Annotated in this window: 18 protein-coding genes; 12 read left to right on the top strand and 6 right to left on the bottom strand. The window is 69.6% G+C overall.

Annotated elements, in window-relative coordinates:
* The first annotated feature begins 12 nt into the window (after positions 1–12).
* The 11 genes from dgcA (at position 13) to FWJ24_RS12440 (ending at position 11,147) form a co-directional block, all read left to right on the top strand.
* On the top strand, positions 13–978 hold the full coding sequence (gene dgcA / locus FWJ24_RS12490; RefSeq protein WP_150288178.1) for an N-acetyl-D-Glu racemase DgcA: 966 nt from the start codon (positions 13–15) through the stop codon (positions 976–978).
* Between the two features lie 61 nt (positions 979–1,039).
* A complete protein-coding gene (locus FWJ24_RS12485; RefSeq protein ID WP_150288177.1) occupies positions 1,040–1,885 on the top strand; it encodes a shikimate dehydrogenase in 846 nt (281 codons plus the stop codon).
* Between the two features lie 97 nt (positions 1,886–1,982).
* Positions 1,983–2,975, top strand: coding sequence for a BMP family lipoprotein (locus FWJ24_RS12480; RefSeq protein WP_150288176.1), 993 nt, complete (start codon positions 1,983–1,985; stop codon positions 2,973–2,975).
* A 36-nt stretch (positions 2,976–3,011) separates the two neighbouring features.
* Entirely contained in the window at positions 3,012–4,547 is a 1,536-nt protein-coding gene (locus FWJ24_RS12475) for an ABC transporter ATP-binding protein (RefSeq protein ID WP_150288175.1), read from the top strand.
* Entirely contained in the window at positions 4,544–5,641 is a 1,098-nt protein-coding gene (locus tag FWJ24_RS12470) for an ABC transporter permease (RefSeq protein ID WP_150288174.1), read from the top strand. Before FWJ24_RS12475 ends, FWJ24_RS12470 begins: the two co-directional genes overlap by 4 nt.
* The gene (locus tag FWJ24_RS12465; RefSeq protein WP_150288173.1) at positions 5,641–6,612 is read left to right on the top strand and encodes an ABC transporter permease; all 972 of its coding nucleotides are present in this window, start codon (positions 5,641–5,643) and stop codon (positions 6,610–6,612) included. Before FWJ24_RS12470 ends, FWJ24_RS12465 begins: the two co-directional genes overlap by 1 nt.
* Positions 6,613–7,032 carry a cytidine deaminase gene (locus FWJ24_RS12460; protein ID WP_150288172.1) on the top strand — a complete coding sequence of 140 codons (420 nt, stop codon included), beginning with the start codon at positions 6,613–6,615 and terminating at the stop codon, positions 7,030–7,032. It begins immediately after the preceding gene.
* Positions 7,029–7,823 (top strand): purine-nucleoside phosphorylase, encoded by a 795-nt coding sequence (locus tag FWJ24_RS12455; RefSeq protein WP_150288171.1) that lies wholly within the window; start codon positions 7,029–7,031, stop codon positions 7,821–7,823. Before FWJ24_RS12460 ends, FWJ24_RS12455 begins: the two co-directional genes overlap by 4 nt.
* Positions 7,820–8,602: a deoxyribose-phosphate aldolase gene (gene deoC, locus FWJ24_RS12450; protein ID WP_150288170.1), complete on the top strand. Its 783-nt coding sequence runs from the start codon at positions 7,820–7,822 to the stop codon at positions 8,600–8,602. Before FWJ24_RS12455 ends, deoC begins: the two co-directional genes overlap by 4 nt.
* Positions 8,602–9,927 (top strand): thymidine phosphorylase, encoded by a 1,326-nt coding sequence (gene deoA, locus FWJ24_RS12445; protein WP_150288169.1) that lies wholly within the window; start codon positions 8,602–8,604, stop codon positions 9,925–9,927. The genes deoC and deoA overlap by 1 nt, the downstream gene beginning before the upstream one ends.
* A complete protein-coding gene (locus tag FWJ24_RS12440; RefSeq protein WP_150288168.1) occupies positions 9,924–11,147 on the top strand; it encodes a phosphopentomutase in 1,224 nt (407 codons plus the stop codon). The genes deoA and FWJ24_RS12440 overlap by 4 nt, the downstream gene beginning before the upstream one ends.
* Before the next feature lie 49 nt (positions 11,148–11,196).
* On the opposite strand, the gene upp is transcribed toward FWJ24_RS12440, so the two are convergent.
* The 6 genes from upp to FWJ24_RS12410 form a co-directional block, all read right to left on the bottom strand.
* Complete coding sequence (gene upp, locus FWJ24_RS12435; RefSeq protein WP_150288167.1) at positions 11,197–11,826, bottom strand: uracil phosphoribosyltransferase; 630 nt, start codon at positions 11,824–11,826, stop codon at positions 11,197–11,199.
* Between the two features lie 57 nt (positions 11,827–11,883).
* A complete protein-coding gene (locus FWJ24_RS12430; protein ID WP_150288166.1) occupies positions 11,884–12,600 on the bottom strand; it encodes a ribonuclease activity regulator RraA in 717 nt (238 codons plus the stop codon).
* Positions 12,601–12,660: 60 nt separating this feature from the next.
* The gene (gene araD / locus FWJ24_RS12425) at positions 12,661–14,394 is read right to left on the bottom strand and encodes an L-arabinonate dehydratase (RefSeq protein WP_150288165.1); all 1,734 of its coding nucleotides are present in this window, start codon (positions 14,392–14,394) and stop codon (positions 12,661–12,663) included.
* 74 nt (positions 14,395–14,468) lie between these two features.
* Positions 14,469–15,524 (bottom strand): SMP-30/gluconolactonase/LRE family protein, encoded by a 1,056-nt coding sequence (locus FWJ24_RS12420; RefSeq protein ID WP_206110843.1) that lies wholly within the window; start codon positions 15,522–15,524, stop codon positions 14,469–14,471.
* Between the two features lie 106 nt (positions 15,525–15,630).
* A complete protein-coding gene (locus tag FWJ24_RS12415) occupies positions 15,631–16,527 on the bottom strand; it encodes a dihydrodipicolinate synthase family protein (protein WP_150288163.1) in 897 nt (298 codons plus the stop codon).
* Positions 16,517–17,254 (bottom strand): GntR family transcriptional regulator, encoded by a 738-nt coding sequence (locus tag FWJ24_RS12410; RefSeq protein WP_166443701.1) that lies wholly within the window; start codon positions 17,252–17,254, stop codon positions 16,517–16,519. Before FWJ24_RS12410 ends, FWJ24_RS12415 begins: the two co-directional genes overlap by 11 nt.
* A 175-nt stretch (positions 17,255–17,429) precedes the next feature.
* Between FWJ24_RS12410 and FWJ24_RS12405 the strand changes: the two genes are divergently transcribed.
* Entirely contained in the window at positions 17,430–18,419 is a 990-nt protein-coding gene (locus tag FWJ24_RS12405) for a Bug family tripartite tricarboxylate transporter substrate binding protein (protein WP_342788617.1), read from the top strand.
* Positions 18,420–18,467 lie beyond the last annotated feature (48 nt).

Raw genomic sequence — 18,467 nt, 5'->3', positions numbered from 1 at the left:
CCGAGGATCACCATGCGGGAGATCGAGATCGCGGTCGAGCGCTTCCCCATTGCGGGCCGCTTCACCATCGCGCGCGGCAGCCGCACCGAGGCGGTCGTCGTCGTCGTCCATATCCGCGACGGGGCGCATGTGGGCGCCGGGGAATGCGTGCCCTATGCCCGTTATGGCGAGAGCGTCGAGAGCGTCCTCGACCAGATCGGCAGCGTCGCCGATGCCGTCCGCGCCGGCGCGGACCGCGCGGCCCTTGGCGCACTGCTGCCGCCGGGCGCGGCGCGGAATGCGGTCGATTGCGCGCTCTGGGATCTCGAGGCGCGGCGTGCGGGTGTCAGTGTCGCGGCGCTGGCCGGCCGCGCGCCGCTCCGGCCCGTCACCACCTGCTACACGCTGAGCCTCGGCACGCCCGTCCAGATGAACGAGGCGGCGCTCGCGGCGGCGCAGCGTCCGCTGCTCAAGGTGAAGCTCGGCGGGGACGGCGATCCCGAGCGGATCGCCGCCGTCCGCGCCGGAGCGCCGGCCGCACGGCTCGTCGTCGACGCCAATGAAGCCTGGCGGCTGCACAATCTCGCGGCCAATCTCGCGGCCTGCGCAGCGGCGGGGGTTGAACTGATCGAGCAGCCGCTGCCCGCCGGGGATGATCGCGCGCTCAGGGGAATCGAGAGCCCGATCCCGCTCTGCGCCGACGAGAGCATCCATGACAGCGCGAGCCTCGCCGCCCTGCCCGCCTGGTATGGCGCGATCAACATCAAGCTCGACAAGACCGGCGGGCTGACCGACGCCCTGGTGCTGCTCGATGCCGCGCGGACGCGCGGGCTGCGGGTGATGGTCGGCTGCATGCTCGCCACCTCGCTCGCCATGCGCCCGGCGCTGATCCTCGCCCAGCAGGCGGATGTCGTCGATCTCGACGGGCCCTTGCTCCTGGCGCGGGATCGCAGCCCGGCGCTCCGCTTCGAGGGCAGCCTGCTCTTCCCGGACGATTGACCCGGACCTTTCCGGCGGCGCCGGTATCATGGCGGCCGGCGGCCGAACTGGAGTGAGAGAGATGAGCGGACAGGACAGATTTCGCCTCGCCGGCGTGATGGGATCGCCGATCCTGCATTCGCGCTCGCCGCGGTTGCACAATCACTGGCTCGCGCAATACGGGCTCGCCGGCGTCTATGTGCCGCTGGAGATCACGCCGGCCGGGCTCGAAGCGGCACTGCGCGCCTTGCCGGCGCTCGGCTTTGCCGGCTGCAACCTCACCCTGCCGCACAAGGAGGCGGCGATGGCGGCGATGGACAGCCTCGACCCCGCCGCGCGGCGGATCGGCGCGATAAACTGCGTCATCGTCCGCCCGGACGGCAGCCTGCACGGCACCAACAATGACGGATTCGGCTATATCGCGAGCCTGCGCGAGCAATTCCCCGAATGGCGGGCCGATGCCGGCCCGGCCGTCGTGCTCGGCGCCGGGGGCGGAGCACGGGCGGTGTGCGCGGCGCTGGCCGAGGCCGGCGCGCGCGAGATCCGCCTGATCAACCGCTCCGCCGAGCGGGCAGAGCTGCTGGCTGCGGCCTATGGTCCGCCATTGCGGGCCCATCCCTGGTCGGAGCGCGAGGAGGCGCTGGCCGATGCGGCGATGCTCGTCAACACCACGAGCCTGGGGATGCACGGCCAGCCCTCGCTCGAGATCGGGCTCGAAAGGCTGCCGAAGGCCGCAATCGTCTCCGACATCATCTATATCCCCCGTGAGACCGCGCTGCTTGCGCAGGCGCGGGCGCGCGGCAACCGGACCATCAACGGGCTCGGCATGCTGATCCACCAGGCGCGCCCGGCCTTCGAGGCCTGGTTCGGCATCCTCCCGGCGGTGACGCCCGAGCTGCGCCGCATGATCGCGGATTCCATCGCCTGACCCGGCCAGCGCCCTCGCGATGGACTTCGCGAGGGCGCGTGCTAGATATTTTGCCTGCAGAAATGACAGGGCGGAAACCGCCAAGGGGAGACAATCCATGAAGCGCATCGCGTTCGGCACCGTCCTGGCCGCCCTGCTCGCCGCCCCGGCGGCGGCGCAGGTCAAGCCCGCGATCACCTTCGATGTCGGCGGCAAGTTCGACAAATCCTTCAACGAGGCGGCCTATAACGGCGCCGAGGCGTTCAAGAAGAAGACCGGGATCGCCTATCGCGATTTCGAGATCCAGAACGACGCGCAGCGCGAACAGGCGCTGACGCGCTTCGCGCGCGACGGTCACAACCCGATCATCGCCATCGGCTTCTCGCACGGCAACGCGCTGAAGAAGGTCGCGGCCGAATTCCCGAACACGCGCTTCGCCATTATCGATTCGGTGATCGACATGCCGAACGTGCAATCGATCGTCTTCAAGGAGCATGAGGGCTCCTATCTCGTCGGGCTGCTGGCGGCGAAAGCCTCGAAAAGCGGCAAGGTGGGCTTCGTCGGCGGCATGGATATCCCGCTCATCCGCCGCTTCGCCTGCGGCTATGTCCAGGGCGTCAAGGCCGGCCGGGCCGATGCCGAGGTGTTCCAGAACATGACCGGCACCACCGGCGCGGCCTTCAACGATCCGCTCAAGGGCGCGGAACTCGCGAAAGCGCAGATCGGGCGCGGCGCCGACGTCGTCTATCATGCCGCCGGAAACACTGGCGCGGGGGTGCTGCGGGCGGCGGCGGATGCCGGCGTGCTCGGCATCGGCGTCGATTCCAACCAGAACGGCATGCATCCCGGCAAGGTGCTGACCTCGATGCTCAAGCGCGTCGATATCGCGGTCGAGAAGATCCTGACCGAGGCGCATGCGGGCCAGTGGAAGCCCGGGCTCACCGTGCTCGGGCTTGCCGAAGGCGGCGTCGACTGGGCGCAGGACGACAACAACAAGGTGCTGATCACCGCCGAAATGCGCGCGGCGGTGGACAAGGCGGCGGCGGAAATCCGCTCCGGGGCGGTCAAGGTCCATGATTACATGGCCGACCAGAAATGCCCGGTGCAGTAACCGGTCGCTGAAGCTGCCCGCGGGGTTGCGCGCGCCATGGACGCGCCCGCCATCGAACTGATCGGCATCGACAAGCGTTTCGGCGCGGTGCACGCGAACCGCGCCGTCAGTCTTGCGGTGCGCGCCGGGACGATCCACGGCGTGATCGGCGAGAACGGCGCCGGCAAATCGACGCTGATGTCGATCCTTTTCGGCTTCTACGAAGCCGATTCCGGCGAGATCCGCGTGCATGGCCGGCCGGCGCGCATCCTCAATCCGGCGGATGCGATCGCGGCAGGCATCGGCATGGTGCACCAGCATTTCATGCTCGTGGCCCCGATGCGCGTTGCGGAGAACGTGATGCTCGGCGCCGAGGGCGGCGCGCTCACGGCCGGCGGCCTCGCCCGCGCGCGCGCCGAGATCGCGCGCTTCGGGCGGGAATACGGGCTCCTGGTCGATCCCGACGCGATCGTCGGCGAGCTTTCGGTCGGTCTCCAGCAGCGGGTCGAGATCATCAAGGCGCTTTATCGCGGTGCCGAGATCCTGATCCTCGACGAGCCGACCGGCGTGCTGACCCCGGCCGAAACGGAGCAATTGTTCCGCGTGCTCGACGAACTCCGGCGCCAGGGCCGGACGATCCTGCTCATCACCCACAAGCTCAGGGAGATCATGGCGATCACCGACACGGTCTCGGTGATGCGGCGCGGCGAGATGGTCGCGCATCTGGAAACGCGCGCGACCAACCCGCGCGCGCTGGCGGAACTGATGGTCGGCCGTGCGATCCAGCCGCCCATGCGGGACATCCCGGCCGCCGAAGGCCGGCCATTGCTCGAGGTGGAGAACCTGACCGTCACCGATGCGCGCGGCATTCCGCGCGTGCGCAATGTGAGCTTCTCGATCCGCGCCGGCGAGATCCTCGGCATTGCCGGCGTTTCCGGCAATGGCCAATCCGAGCTTGTCGAGGCGATCGCCGGGATGATGCCGCGCGCCTCCGGCGCAATCCGGATCGCCGGCCGTGCGGTGCCGGAAGCGGCCGATGCCGCGCGGATCCGCGCCATGGGCCTTGCCCATGTGCCGGAGGATCGGCACCGGATGGGGCTGGTGACGGCCTTCCCCGCCTATGAGAGCGCGATGCTCGGCCGCCAGGACGCGCCGCGCTATCGCGCCGGGCCGTTTGTCGATCTCGCCGCCGCGATCGCGGATACCGCCGGCAAGATGGCGCGGTTCGACGTGCGCCCGCCCGATCCGCTGCTCAAGACCGCGAATTTCTCCGGCGGAAACCAGCAGAAGATCGTGCTTGCGCGCGAGATCGAGACCGATCCAGACGTGCTGATCGTCGCCCAGCCGACGCGCGGCGTCGATATCGGGGCCATCGCCTTCATCCACCGCCGGATCCTCGATCTCAAGGCCGCCGGCAAGGCGATCCTGCTCGTTTCGGTGGAACTCGACGAACTCTTCGCCCTGGCCGACCGGATTCTCGTCATGTGCGGCGGCGCCCTCGTCGGCACGCGGCGGCGCGAGGAGACCGACCAGAACGAGATCGGCCTGATGATGGCCGGGCTCGACAATGCCGGCGCGGAGGCGGTGCCGTGAGCCCCGCGACCTCCCTCCCGCGCTGGGCGGATGTCGTGCTGCTGCCGGCGCTCAATGTCGCGCTGGCCTTCCTCGCCGCCGGGCTCGTCGTGCTGGCGATCGGCGAGAACCCGCTGGAGGCGACGGCGCTGCTGCTGCGCGGCGCGCTCGGCCATGCCGAGGGATTGGGCTTCACACTCTATTACGCGACGAATTTCGTCTTCACCGGGCTCGCGGTGGCGGTGGCCTTCCATGCCGGACTGTTCAATATCGGCGGCGAGGGGCAGGCGATGCTGGGGGGGATCGGCGCGGCAGCGGCCGCGCTCGCCCTCGGCCATCTGCCCGGCGCCGTGGCGCTGCCGGCGGCGATCCTGGCCGCGGCTTTGTGCGGCGCCGGCTGGGCGGCGGTGCCCGGCTGGCTCCAGGCGCGGCGCGGTTCGCATGTCGTCATCACGACGATCATGTTCAATTTCATCGCCAGCGCGCTGCTCGTCTACCTGCTCGTCGACGTCCTCCGGCCGGAGGGGATGATGGAACCCTCCTCGCGGGGCTTCGCCTCCGGTGCGCGGCTGCCCTTCATCCACGAGGCCGTGGCGCCGCTCGGCCTCGCGCTGCCGAAGACGCCGCTCAACCTCGCCTTTCCGCTCGCGCTGCTCGCGGCGCTGCTGGTCTGGCTGCTGATCTACCGCTCCCGCCTCGGCTACGCGATCCGGATTGTCGGCGCCAACCCGGAGGCGGCGCGCTATGCCGGCATTTCGCCGGCGAAGATCACCGTGCTCGCGATGGCGATCTCCGGCGCGCTGGCGGGGATGATGGCGGTCAACGAGATCCTCGGCGTGCAGCACCGGCTGCTGCTGGCCTTCACCGCCGGCTACGGCTTCGTTGGCATCGCGGTGGCGCTGATGGGGCGCGGGCACCCGGCAGGAATCGTGCTGGCGGCGCTGCTGTTCGGCGTGCTCTATCAGGGCGGGACCGAACTCGCCTTCGACAAGCCGAACATCTCGCGCGACATGATCGTCGTCATCCAGGGATTGGTGGTGCTGTTCGCGGGCGCGCTCGAATTCATGCTGCGGCCGGCGCTCGCGCGCGTGCTGCAGCGGCGGAGGCGCGGCTGATGGAAGGCTATCTGCTCGCGCTCGGCGTATTAGATTCGGCCCTGCGGCTCGCGGTTCCGCTGACCTGCGCCTGCCTCGCCGGGCTCTATTCGGAGCGCGCGGGGGTCGTCGATATCGGGCTCGAAGGCAAGATGCTCGCGGCCGCCTTCGCCTCCGCCACCACCGCGCTCGCCACCGGATCGGCGATGGCGGGGCTCGCCGCCGGGCTTGCCGCGGCGCTGATGCTCGCGCTGGTCCATGGCTTCGCCTGCATCAGCCAGCGCGGCAACCAGATCGTGAGCGGCGTGGCGATCAACATGCTGGCGGCCGGCCTGACGGCCTTGCTCGGCCATGTCTGGTACAATCAGGGCGGCCGGACGCCGGCGCTCGAGGGTGGGGCGCGTTTCGCCGAGATCGCGCTGCCCCTCGCCGAGACCCTGCGCGCGGTGCCGCTGCTCGGGCCCTTCTATGCGGAGGTTGTCTCCGGCCATCCGCTGCCGGTCTATCTCGCGCTCGTCGCGGTTCCGGCGACCTGGTTCCTGCTCTACCGCACGCGCTGGGGCCTGCGCATCCGCGCCGTGGGCGAGAACCCGGCCGCCGTCGATACGGCGGGGATCGCGGTCGGCCGGCTGCGCTATTCCGCCGTGCTTGCCTGCGGACTGCTCTGCGGGCTGGGCGGCAGCTACATGGCGGTGTCGCAGGCGGCGGGCTTCCTGCCGAACATGACCGCCGGCAAGGGCTTCATCGCGCTCGCCGCGCTGATCTTCGCGAAATGGCGCCCGCTGGCGGCGCTTGGCGCCTGCCTGCTGTTCGGGCTGCTCGATGCCGGCGCGATCCGCCTTCAGGGTGTGATCCTGCCGGGGATCGGCTCCGTCCCGGTTCAGGCGATCCAGGCGCTGCCCTATATTCTCACCGTGATCCTGCTCGCGGGGTTCGTCGGCCGGGCCATCCCGCCGCGAGCGAGCGGCATCCCTTACGTCAAGGAGCGATGATTGACGCGTGATCCCATCGAGGCGCTGTTCGAGGCCGCGAAGGCGGCGCAGGCACAGGCCTATGTGCCCTATTCGCGCTTCCCGGTCGGGGCGGCGATCCGGGCGGATGACGGCCGGGTCTATGCCGGCGTCAATGTCGAGAATGCTGCCTACCCGCTCGGCACCTGTGCCGAGGCCGGCGCCATCGCGGCCATGGTGCTCGGCGGCGGCCGCAGGATCGAGGCGATCCTGGTGCTCGGCCCCGGCGAGGCGCTCTGCACGCCCTGCGGCGGCTGCCGGCAGCGCATCCGCGAATTCGCCGCGCCCGATTGCCCGGTTCTGATTGCCGGTCCGACGGGAATCCGCGCCCGCCTCACGCTGGCGGCGCTGCTGCCGCATGCCTTCGGCCCCGCTAATCTCGCTCCGGGAGGCGCGGCATGAGCGCGGCCGAGATCATCCGCAAGGCGGCGGGCGAGGCGCCGGTCGAGATCGGGCTGGTGCTCGGCTCCGGGCTCGGGCCGCTGGCTGACCAGGCCGGAAATGCCGTCTCGATCCCCTATGCCGCATTGCCCGGCTTTCCCCGAAGCGGCGTTTCCGGCCATCAGGGGCGGCTGGTGATCGGCCGGCTCGGCGGGCGGCGGGTCGCCATCCTGTCCGGACGCGCGCATTATTACGAGACGGGCGACGCGGCCGCGATGCGCCCGGCGCTGGAGACGCTCAAGGCGCTTGGCGCCGGTGCGCTGATCCTCACCAATGCCGCGGGCTCGCTGCGACCGGAGATCGGCCCGACCGCGATCGTCGCCCATGCCGATTACGTCAACTGGTCCGGCCGCAACCCGCTGATCGGCGAGGAGGGCGATGCGCGGTTTGTCGATATGCGCGACGCCTATGATCCCGACCTGCGGGCGCGGCTCCAATCGGTCGCGGCACGGCTTGAAATCCCGCTGCACGAGGGCGTCTATTTCTGGTTCTCCGGGCCGAGCTTCGAGACGCCGGCCGAGATCCGTGCGATGAAGATCCTCGGCGCCGATCTCGTCGGCATGTCCACCGTGCCGGAGGTGATCCTCGCGCGGCGGCTGGGCCTGCGGGTCGCGGCGCTGTCGATGGTCACCAATCTCGCCGCCGGCTTCGCGGATGCGGAGATCTCGCACAAGGACACCAAGGCGGTCGCGGCCGCGGGCGGCGCGACCCTGGCACGGCTGATCATCGGATTGCTGGAGGACGGGATATGAGCGCGGCAAATTCCGACGATGCCGCCGTCGCGCGCCGTGCCATGGCGCTGCTCGACCTCACCGAACTCGGCGAGGCGGCGGGCGAGCCCGAGATCCGCGCGCTCTGCGCCCGCGCCAAAGGTGGCGGTGCGCTGCCCCCGGTCGCGGCGCTCTGCGTCTGGCCGCGCCATGTCGCCCCGGCGAAGGCGGGGATCGCAGGCACGGGGATCCGGATCGCGACGGTGGTGAATTTCCCCGCCGGGACGGATGCGCCCGCGGCCGTTCTCGCCGAAACCGGCGCGGCGCTCGCCGCCGGCGCCGACGAGATCGATCTCGTCCTGCCCTGGCGCGCCTTCCTTGCCGGCGAGACCGAGACGGCCGAGGCGATGGTGCGGGCCGTTCGCGCTGCGCTGCCGGCGGGCATCCTGCTCAAGGTCATCCTTGAAAGCGGCGAATATCCCGATGCCGCGAGCATCCGCCGCGCCGCGCTGCTGGCGATCCGGGCCGGCGCGCATTTCGTCAAGACCTCGACCGGCAAGACCGGTACCGGCGCGACGCCCGAAGCCGCGCGCGCCATGCTCGAGGCCATCCTCGCTTCACCGCGCGCGGTGGGGCTGAAACCCTCCGGCGGCATCCGCACGCTGGCCGATGCCCGCGCCTATCTGACGCTCGCGGACGAGACGATGGGGCCGGGCTGGGCGACGCCGGACACCTTCCGCTTCGGCGCCTCGGGCCTGCACGCGGCGCTGGCGGCGGCGATCGGCGGCAGCGCCGCGCCGATTGCGACGGAGCGCTATTGATGATCCTGCCGCAGGAGATCATCCGCCGGAAGCGGGACGGGCTCGCGCTCGCCGAGGAGGAGATCGCCTTCCTCGTCCGCGGGCTCGTCGAGGGATCCGTCACGCCGCTGCAGATGGCTGCGTTCGCCATGGCGGTGTTCCTCAACGGCATGAACCGCGCCGAGGCGGTGGCGCTGACCCGCGCGATGACGCATTCCGGGCGGGTGATGGATTGGCGCCCGCTCGATCTGCCCGGCCCGGTGCTCGACAAGCATTCGACCGGCGGGGTCGGCGATCTCGTCAGCCTCATCCTCGCCCCGGCGGTTGCCGCCTGCGGCGGCTTCGTGCCGATGATCTCGGGCCGCGGGCTCGGCCATACCGGCGGCACGCTCGACAAGCTCGAGGCGATCCCGGGCTATTCGACACGGCCCGCCCCGGCGCTGCTGGCGCGGATCGTGCGCGATGTCGGCTGCGCGATCATCGGCCAGACGGAGGATCTCGCGCCCGCCGACAAGCGCCTCTATGCGATCCGCGACGTGACCGCGACGGTCGAATCCATCCCGCTCATCACCGCCTCGATCCTGTCGAAGAAGCTCGCGGCGGGGCTCGACGGGCTGGTGATGGATGTCAAGACCGGCTGTGGCGCCTTCATGCCGACGCTCGGGCAGGCGCGGGCGCTGGCCGAGAGCATCGTCGCGGTGGCGCAGGGCGCGGGGCTGCGGACCACGGCGCTGATCACCGACATGAACGAGCCTCTTGCGCCGGTGGCGGGCAACGCACTCGAGATTGCGAACGCCATCGCCAACATGACCGGCGCGCGACACGACCGGCGGCTCCTGGAGGTGACGGCGGCGCTCGGCGGCGAGATGCTCGTGATCGGCGGGCTTGCGCCCGATGCCGCCGCCGGCCGCGAGCGGATCGCGCGGGCCATCGAATCCGGCGCCGCGGCGGAGCGGTTCGCCCGCATGATCGCGGCGCTTGGCGGGCCGGCGGATCTCCTCGACAACCCGTCGCGCCACCTCGCCGCAGCGCCGGTGATCCGCCCGGTGCCGGCCGCGCGGGCGGGCTTCGTGACGGCGATCGACACCCGCGCGCTGGGCCTCGCCGTCGTGGCGCTCGGCGGCGGGCGGACCCGCGCCGAAGATGCGATCGACCCCGCGGTCGGGCTCGACGCGCTCGCCCCGCTCGGCGCCGGCATCGCAACCGGGCAGCCGCTTGCTATGATCCATGCCCGCAGCCCGGCGGAGTGCGAGTGCGCTGCCGCCGCGCTTCATGCCGCCTACACGATCGGGGCCGAGGCGCCCACCCCCGCGCCGCTGATTGCCGAACGGATCACTCCGGCATGACGCGCGCATTGCTGATCGTTCTTGATTCAGTGGGGATCGGCGGGGCGCCCGACGCCGCCGCCTATGGCGATGCCGGCGCGAATACGCTCGGCCATATCGCGCTCGCCTGCGCGGAGGGGCGCGGCGACCGCGCGGGCCTGCGGCACGGCCCCCTGCGCCTGCCTCATCTCGTCGCACTCGGGCTGGGGCAGGCGGTGACGATGGCGACGGGTCTTGTCGCGCCCGGCCTCGAAGGCGGCGCCACGGGCGGCCGTTTCGGCGCTGCGACCGAGACCTCCAACGGCAAGGACACGCCGTCCGGCCATTGGGAGATCGCCGGCTTTCCCGTGCGCTTCGCCTGGGGCTATTTTCCCGAGACCGTGCCCTGCTTCCCGCCGGAGCTGATCGCCGCCTTCCTGCGCGACACCGGGCTTCCCGGCATTCTCGGGGAATGCCACGCCTCGGGCACCGCGATCATCGAGGAATTCGGCGAGGCGCATATCCGCACCGGCCGGCCGATCCTCTACACGAGCGCCGATTCGGTGCTCCAGATCGCCGCGCATGAACAGCATTTCGGGCTCGAACGGCTCTACGCGATTTGCCGCACCATGCGGACCCTGACCTTGCCGCTGCGGATCGGCCGGGTCATCGCCCGCCCCTTCATCGGTGCGCGGCGCGGCGAATTCCGGCGCACGGCCAATCGCAAGGATTGGGCGATCGAGCCTGCGCAGCCCATGCTGCTCGACCGGCTGCACGCCCAGGGCCGCGCGATCGTCACCATCGGCAAGATCGGCGATATCTTCGCCCACCGCGCCACCGGCGAGGAGATCAAGGCGGCCGGCAACGATTCCCTCCTTAACGCGGCGCTGGCGGCCTTCGACCGACTGCCGGCAGGCGGGCTCGTCTTCGCGAATCTCGTCGATTTCGACGTGGAATTCGGCCATCGCCGCGACGTTCCGGGCTATGCTGCGGCGCTGGAGGCGTTCGACCGGCGCGTGCCGGAGATCGCGGCGCGGCTCCGCCCCGGCGATCTCGCGGTGATCACCGCCGATCATGGCAACGACCCGACCTGGCGCGGCACCGACCATACCCGCGAGCGGGTGCCGGTGCTCGCCTTCGGCCCCGGTATCGCGCCGGGCTCCATCGGCGTGCGCGAGAGCCTCGCCGATATCGCCGCGAGCCTTGCCGTGCATCTCGGAATCCCGCCCGGCCCGGACGGGCGGTCATTCCTTCAAGCTTGAACTATCGCGCGCCCACCGCATCGGCGTGCCCGGCGCCGCGCGCCTTCGCTCACCGCGTGCCGTAGATCCGGTCGCCCGCATCGCCGAGGCCGGGCAGGATATAGCCCTTGTCGTTCAGCGCGCGATCGAGCGCGGCGGTGAAGATCGGCACATCCGGATGCGCTTCCCGCAGCGCGGCGACGCCCTCGGGCGCGGCGAGCAGGCAGACGAAGCGCAGGTCATGCGCCCCGCGCGCCTTCAGCCGTTCCAGCGCGGCGATGGCGGAATTCCCGGTCGCCAGCATCGGATCGGTGACGATGACCAGCCGGTCCTGGAGATCGGTCGGCGCCTTGAAGAAATACTCGACCGCCTCCAGCGTGTCGTGGTCGCGATAGAGCCCGACATGGGCGACGCGGGCCGAGGGGATCAGTTCCAGCATCCCTTCCGCGAGCGCGAGCCCCGCGCGCAGGATCGGCGCCAGGACGAGCTTCTTGCCCTCGATCATCGGGGCATCCATCGTCTCGAGCGGGGTCTCGACCGGCATGGTCGTCATCGGCAATTCGCGCGTCACCTCATAGGCGAGCAGCATCGCGAGTTCGCGCACGAGCCGGCGGAAGCCGGAGGTGGAGCGGGTCCTGTCGCGCAGGAGCGACAATTTGTGCTGGACGAGCGGATGCCGGACGACGGTGACGCCTGCCATGAAACCTCCTGACGCAACGGCGCGGTTCACCCATCCTAGAGCGGAACCGCCGGGACGTCAGCGGCCTTTCGCCTTGCGCCAGAGCTCGAAATCCGCCTTCGCCTGCGCGTCCGTCGGCGGGTAGAGGCCGAGGATCGAGCGGCCCTCGCGCACCTTCTCGGTGACGAAATCCTCGAAAACGGTCATCTCCCGCGCTTCCCGAGCGATCTCATCGGCGAGATGCGCGGGCAGGACGACGACGCCCTCGCGGTCCCCCACCACGACATCGCCGGGAAAGACCGGGACATCGCCGCAGCCGATCGGCACATTGATGTCGAGCGCCTGATGGAGGGTGAGGTTGGTCGGCGCCGAAGGGCGGTTGTGATAGGCTGGGAAGCCGAGTTCGGCGATTTCGGGGCTGTCGCGGAAGCCGCCATCGGTGACGATCCCCGCGGCGCCGCGCATCATCAGCCGCGTGACCAGGATCGACCCGGCGGAGGCCGCACGCGGATCCTTGCGGCTGTCGATGACGAAGACCGCGCCGGGCGGGCATTCCTCGATTGCCTTGCGCTGCGGATGGGCGCGATCCTGGAAGGCGCTCAGCGGGTTGAGATCCTCGCGCGCCGGGATGTAGCGCAGGGTGAAGGCCTCGCCGACCATGTTCGGCAACCGCGGATTGAGCGGGCGGACATCCTGGATAAACTGGTTCCTGAGGCCGCGCTTGAACAGCGCCGTGCAGAGCGTAGCTGTCGAGACATGGCACAGGATCTCACGGGTTTCGGCGGCAAGGGGCATGGGGTTCCATCCTGATGGGGAGCCCGCCCCGCCGGGGAGCACGGCGGGGCGGACAAAGGCTCAGAAGATCGCCGGCTCGCCCACCGGCGCGCCGAATTCGGTTTCGAGAAAATCGAAATCGCAGCCCTCGTCGGCCTGCTTGATATGGCGCGAGAACATCCAGCCATACCCGCGCGCGTAATGCGGCTGCGGCGCCGGCAGCGCCGCGCGGCGGGCGGCCAGCTCGGCCTCGGGCACGTCGAGCGTGATCGAGCGGCTCGGCACGTCGATGCGGATGATGTCCCCGGTGCGCACCAGCGCGAGCGGGCCGCCGGCGAAGCTCTCGGGCGAGACATGCAGGATGCAGGCGCCATAGGAGGTGCCGCTCATGCGCGCATCCGAGATGCGGACCATGTCGCGAACCCCCTGCTTCACCAGCTTCCTGGGGATCGGCAGCATGCCCCATTCCGGCATGCCCGGCCCGCCGAGCGGCCCGGCATTGCGCAGCACCAGCACCGTGTCTTCCGTGACGTCGAGATCCTCGCGATCGATATTGGTCTTGAGCGTCGGGTAATCGTCGAAGACGAGCGCCGGGCCGGCATGGACGAGGAATTTCGCCGCCGCGGCCGAGGGCTTCATCACGCAGCCGCGCGGCGCGAGATTGCCGGTGAGCACGGCCAGCGCGCCCTCGCGATAGATCGGGTTGTCGAGCGGCCGGATGACGTCGTCGTTGAAGACCTTCGCGCCGTCCAGGCAGGCGCGCCAGGTCAGGCCGCTGACATTGATCTGGTCGAGATCGAGGAAGGGCCGCAGCCGGGTCATCAGCCCCAGCAGCCCGCCGGCATAATAGAAATCCTCCATCAGGTAGCGATCGCCCGAGGGGCGGATATTGGCGATGACCGGCACCTTGCGGCTCGCCGCGTCGAAATCCGCGAGCCCGATCACATGGCCGGCACGACGCGCCATGGCGATGAGGTGGATGACGGCATTGGTCGAACAGCCCATCGCCATGGCGACGACGATGGCATTGCGGTAGGCGCCCTCGGTCTGGATGCGCGCCGGGGTCAGATCCTCCCAGACCATCTCGACGATGCGCCGGCCGGCATCGGCGCACATGCGGATATGGTTCGAATCAACCGCCGGAATCGAGGAGGTTCCGGGCAGGGTCATGCCGATCGTATCGGCGAGCGCGGTCATGGTCGAGGCGGTGCCCATCGTCATGCAGACGCCGGGGGAACGCGCGATGCCGACCTCCATCTCCTGCCAATCGCGGTCAGAGATCACGCCGGCGCGACGTTCGTCCCAGTATTTGAAGGCGTCGGAGCCCGAGCCGAGCGTCTTGCCCTGCCAATTGCCGCGCAGCATCGGCCCGGCCGGCACATAAATGGCCGGCAGGCCGGCGCTGGTGGCGCCGAGCAGCAGGCCGGGCGTGGTCTTGTCGCAGCCGCCCATCAGCACCACGCCGTCGACCGGATGCTGGCGGATCAGCTCCTCGGTCTCCATGGCGAGGAAGTTGCGGTAGAGCATGGTGGTCGGCTTGACCTTGCCCTCCGAGAGCGAAAGCGCCGGCAATTCGACCGGAAAGCCCCCGGCCTGGAAAACACCTCGCTTCACATCCTCCACCCGCGTCTTGAAATGCTGGTGGCAGGTCTGGAGATCGGACCAGGTGTTGATGACCGCGATGATCGGCCGGCCGATGTAATCCGCCGCCGAATAGCCCAGCTGGTTCATGCGGCTGCGATGGCCGAAGGAGCGGAAATCATCCGGTGCGAACCAGCGGGCGGAGCGCAGGTCTTCAGCTTTCTTGCGGGGCATCGCGCGACTCTTCTGCTTCTGGACCGGACCCCGCCAGCCTCGGCGGGGTCAGGATCATGACCTGAAATCCGTGCCTACACGGCGGCGTGGGCTTCGACATAAAGGGCGTAAAGGGAATGGGAGCTGGCCATGTAGAGCCGGTTGCGCTTGGGGCCGCCGAATTCGAGATTGGCACAGCGCTCGGGGAGGCGGATGAAGCCGATCGGCTTGCCGGCCGGGTTGAGCACCAGCACGCCGTCGAGATCCTCGGGCCGGCCCTTGAGCTGGTGGACCTTGCGGATCCCCTGCTCCACCGGGGTTTCCTGGAGCGCGCCGTTCGAGCCGTAGCCGACCCAGAGATTGCCGTCGCGATCGACCCGGAATCCGTCGAGCGCGCCGGAATCGGCGGCATCGTAGAACTTGGTCTTGTTGGAGAGCGCGCCGTTCGCCCCGACATCATAGGCCCAGATCGAGCGGTTCGGCGTGCCGCGCCATTCGACGACATAGAGCTTCTTCCCATCCGGGGAGAAGGCGAGCCCGTTGGGGTTGAAGAGATCGGTGATCATCGCCGCGATCGTGCCGTCCGGGGCGATCCGGTAGACATTGGTCGTCGCCTGCTCGGGCTTCTCGCGCTTGCCCTCCCATTCGCCGTTGATCCCGAACAGCGGATCCGTGAACCAGATCGCATCGTCCGAGGCCACCACGACATCATTCGGCGCGTTGAGGCGCTTGCCCTCGAACCGGTCGGCCAGCACCGTGATCCGGCCATCCGTCTCCGTCCGCACTACCCGGCGCGTCACCGAATGCTCGCAGGTGATGAGCCGCCCCTGCCGGTCGCGCGTATTGCCATTGGCGTAATTCGCGGGGCTGCGGAACACGCTGGTCCGCCCGGTGCGCTCGTCGAATTTCATGATCCGGTTGTTCGGGATGTCGCTGAACAGCAGGTAGCCCCCTTCCGGGAAATAGGCCGGCCCCTCCGCCCAGCGGAAGCCGCTGGCGACCTGTTCCACCGTGCTCGAATAGATCCGGTAGCGCGCGAAGCTCGGGTCGAGGATCAGCACCGAGGGATCGGGATAACGCTGCTGCGGCGTGAAGGGAAAGCTCTGCGCGCCGGCGAGCGCCGGCGTCAGCGTGCCGGCCAGCGTGGCCATCGTGCTGCGGAGCAGCGTCCGCCGGTTCAGGGCATGCGTCTTCATGGTTCGTCTCCTCCAACTTCACCCGGTTCTCCGGGCTGTTCTCCAGATCGACGCCGGCTGCTCAGGACCAGCGCGCGAGGATCGCCGCAAGCTGCCGCTTCTCCTCCGAATCAAGCGCCGGCAGGCCCGGCAGCCGCACCGGGCCGACGCGGCGCCCCATCAGCTCCATCGCCGCCTTGACGACGGTGACATTGGCGCCGTTGCCGTATTTCGTCCGCATTGCCTCGAACGGGGCGATTGCGTCGACGAGGCTGCGCGCGGCCGCATAATCGCCCGCTTCCAGCGCTCGCCAGATCGCGAGCGAGCGCGCCGGCGCGACATTGACGAGCCCCGAGGTGAAGCCGCGCGCGCCGAGCGCGTAGAAGGGCGCGGCCCAGCCCTCGGCCAGCCCGCAGACCCAGATCGCGGTCGATCCGGCGCTGGCGCGGATGCATTCGGCAAGCAGCATCAGGTTGGTCGCAGCGAACTTGACGCCGGCGACATTGGCATGCGTTGCCACCCGCACGAGATCGGCGACGCCGATCGCGTCCGAGCGGATATAGGCGACGACCGGAACCGGCAGCGCCTCGGCGATCGCCAGGATGTAATCCGCCTGCGCGCGCGGCGCCGCGAAGGGGTCGAGCGGGTAATGCACCATGGCCGCGTCGCAGCCCGCCCGCGCCGCCGCGCGCCCCATCGCGATCGCCTCGCCAAGCGAACGGCCGATCCCGGCCGTCACCAGCGCCCGGCCCGCGGCGGCCTCGGCCGCGACCGCATGGCTCCGCTCGATCTCCGCCGGCGCCATCGGGTAGAATTCGCCGGTATTGCCCGCCGAGACGATGTTGTGGATGCCGGCATCGGCGATGCCGCGCACCACATCGGCCATCGCCGCCCAGTCCGGCGCGCCCGTTTCCGCATAGGGCGTGACATGCACGCCCGAAATTCCGCGCAGCGCCGCGCGAACCCTATCAATCGACATAATCGCTCTCCAAGAGCCCGGTTCCGAAGACGTAGTTCAGGAAATGCCGGGCCGAGCGCAGGATATGCGCGCGCATCCGCCGCTCGGCCTCGTCCGGATCCCGTGCCATGATGGCCTCGTAGATGCCGCGATGCTCGTCGAAACCCGCGCGGCGTTCCTCGAACCGCTCGAGCAGCGCGATCCGGCGCGCATGGTCGTACATCTGCTGGCTCTCCAGCCGGCTCTGCAGGTAATCGCAGCGGGAAATCCGCGCGATCAGCCCGTGGAAGGACTGGTTCAGCGTCACGATCTCCTCGAGCACGCCATGCTCGGTGGCGTGCTCCATCGCCGCCACCAGCGCCGCCATCTCCTCAACGGAGGCGGGCGCGATCCGCCGCGCGGCGATCCCCGCCATCACCCCCTCGAGCGCCGCGCGGGCCAGCGCCATCTCATAGGCGCGACGCGGACCGAACAGCACGAACACGCCGCGGCGCGGCTCGATCCGTACGAGGCCCTCGCCCTCCAGCATGCGCAGCGCATCCTTGACGGGCGTCACGCTGATGCCCAGCATCGCCGCCACGTCGCGCTCCTGCAACCGCGCGCCCTCGGCGAACCGGCCCGCGATGATCAGGCGGCGCAGCCGCTCATGAACATGCTCGCGCAGGGAACGCAGCAGGCTCGGATCGACCGGCTCGATCGCGACCCGCGCCTCCGCGTCCCGCAGCGCCTCCAGGCCGAATTCGATCATCGCCCGCCTCCTCCCGTCCGGTTCCGCCACACCGGCATCCGACTGCGAAAGCATCAGCATGTTTCCCGATGAAGTGCAATCTGAAATTTCAGATTTCAAATTGCATCGAGGCATGCTAGCAAACCCGACGGGCCGGCCCGCATGAAGGCAAAAACAGCCGGCGATGGAGGAAGGCATGATGCGCATGAGGGTAGGAACACGCTTGTGGCTCGGGCTCTTGGGCCTGGCCGCGCTGGCACTCGCGGCGCCCGGCGCGCGGGCGCAGGCCGATTATCCGGCCAAGACGGTGACGATCGTCGTGCCCTTCGCGGCCGGCGGCACGACCGACATGCTCGGCCGCATCCTGGCCGACAGGCTGGGCCAGCGGCTCAAGGGCACGTTCATCGTCGAGAACAAGGCCGGCGCCGGCGGCAATATCGGCGTCTCATCGGTCGCGAAGGCGACGCCGGACGGCTACACGCTCGGCATGGGCACCGTCTCGACGCATTCGATCAACCCGAATGTCTACAAGACGATTCCCTATGACCATGTGAAGGATTTCATCCCGCTCTCGCTCGTCGCCTCGGTGCCGAACATCCTGCTCGTCAATCCCGAGATCAGCGCCAAGACGGTGCCGGAACTCGTCGCGCTGCTCAAGAAGGAGCCGGGCAAGCACGCCTTCGCCTCGTCCGGGGCCGGGACCTCGATCCATCTCGCCGGCGAATTGTTCAAGCTGGCCTCGGGCACCGATCTCGTGCATGTGCCCTATCGCTCGAGCGGCCAGATCACGCAGGATCTCCTCTCCGGCAAGATCCTGATGACCTTCGACAACATCACCATCGCCTGGCCGCATGTACAGGCAGGCAAGCTGCGCGCGCTCGCCACCGCCACGCCCGAGCGCCTGCCCTTCGCCAAGGATCTGCCGGCGATGAGCGAGTTCTATCCCGGCTTCGCTGCAACCTCCTGGCACGGGATCTTCGCGCCGGCCGGCACGCCCAAGGCGATCACCGACAAGCTGAGCACCGAGGTGCAGGCGATCCTGCGCGAGCCCGAGACGGTCGCGAAGCTCAAGGCCGTCGGCGTGACGCCGATCGGCTCGAACTCGGCCGAATTCGCGGCCTTCATCGCCTCCGAGACCGCGCGCTGGAAGGAGGTCGCGGCCAAGGCCAATATCAAGATCGAATGAGCCTGCGCCGGGTTCCGCGCGCCTCGCGCGGGACCCGGATGCCCGGCC

The sequence above is a fragment of the Rhabdaerophilum calidifontis genome (assembly GCF_008641065.1).
Classification (GTDB): Bacteria; Pseudomonadota; Alphaproteobacteria; order Rhizobiales; family Beijerinckiaceae; genus Rhabdaerophilum; species Rhabdaerophilum calidifontis.
This window is presented reverse-complemented; position numbering and strand designations above follow the sequence as displayed.

Coding starts and splice junctions, on each gene's coding strand:
- dgcA (WP_150288178.1), top strand. CDS start 13: ATGCGGGAGATCGAGATCGCGGTCGAGCGCTTCCCCATTGCGGGCCGC.
- FWJ24_RS12485 (WP_150288177.1), top strand. CDS start 1,040: ATGAGCGGACAGGACAGATTTCGCCTCGCCGGCGTGATGGGATCGCCG.
- FWJ24_RS12480 (WP_150288176.1), top strand. CDS start 1,983: ATGAAGCGCATCGCGTTCGGCACCGTCCTGGCCGCCCTGCTCGCCGCC.
- FWJ24_RS12475 (WP_150288175.1), top strand. CDS start 3,012: ATGGACGCGCCCGCCATCGAACTGATCGGCATCGACAAGCGTTTCGGC.
- FWJ24_RS12465 (WP_150288173.1), top strand. CDS start 5,641: ATGGAAGGCTATCTGCTCGCGCTCGGCGTATTAGATTCGGCCCTGCGG.
- FWJ24_RS12455 (WP_150288171.1), top strand. CDS start 7,029: ATGAGCGCGGCCGAGATCATCCGCAAGGCGGCGGGCGAGGCGCCGGTC.
- deoC (WP_150288170.1), top strand. CDS start 7,820: ATGAGCGCGGCAAATTCCGACGATGCCGCCGTCGCGCGCCGTGCCATG.
- deoA (WP_150288169.1), top strand. CDS start 8,602: ATGATCCTGCCGCAGGAGATCATCCGCCGGAAGCGGGACGGGCTCGCG.
- FWJ24_RS12440 (WP_150288168.1), top strand. CDS start 9,924: ATGACGCGCGCATTGCTGATCGTTCTTGATTCAGTGGGGATCGGCGGG.
- upp (WP_150288167.1), bottom strand. CDS start 11,826: ATGGCAGGCGTCACCGTCGTCCGGCATCCGCTCGTCCAGCACAAATTG.
- FWJ24_RS12430 (WP_150288166.1), bottom strand. CDS start 12,600: ATGCCCCTTGCCGCCGAAACCCGTGAGATCCTGTGCCATGTCTCGACA.
- araD (WP_150288165.1), bottom strand. CDS start 14,394: ATGCCCCGCAAGAAAGCTGAAGACCTGCGCTCCGCCCGCTGGTTCGCA.
- FWJ24_RS12420 (WP_206110843.1), bottom strand. CDS start 15,524: ATGGCCACGCTGGCCGGCACGCTGACGCCGGCGCTCGCCGGCGCGCAG.
- FWJ24_RS12415 (WP_150288163.1), bottom strand. CDS start 16,527: ATGTCGATTGATAGGGTTCGCGCGGCGCTGCGCGGAATTTCGGGCGTG.
- FWJ24_RS12410 (WP_166443701.1), bottom strand. CDS start 17,254: ATGATCGAATTCGGCCTGGAGGCGCTGCGGGACGCGGAGGCGCGGGTC.
- FWJ24_RS12405 (WP_342788617.1), top strand. CDS start 17,430: ATGATGCGCATGAGGGTAGGAACACGCTTGTGGCTCGGGCTCTTGGGC.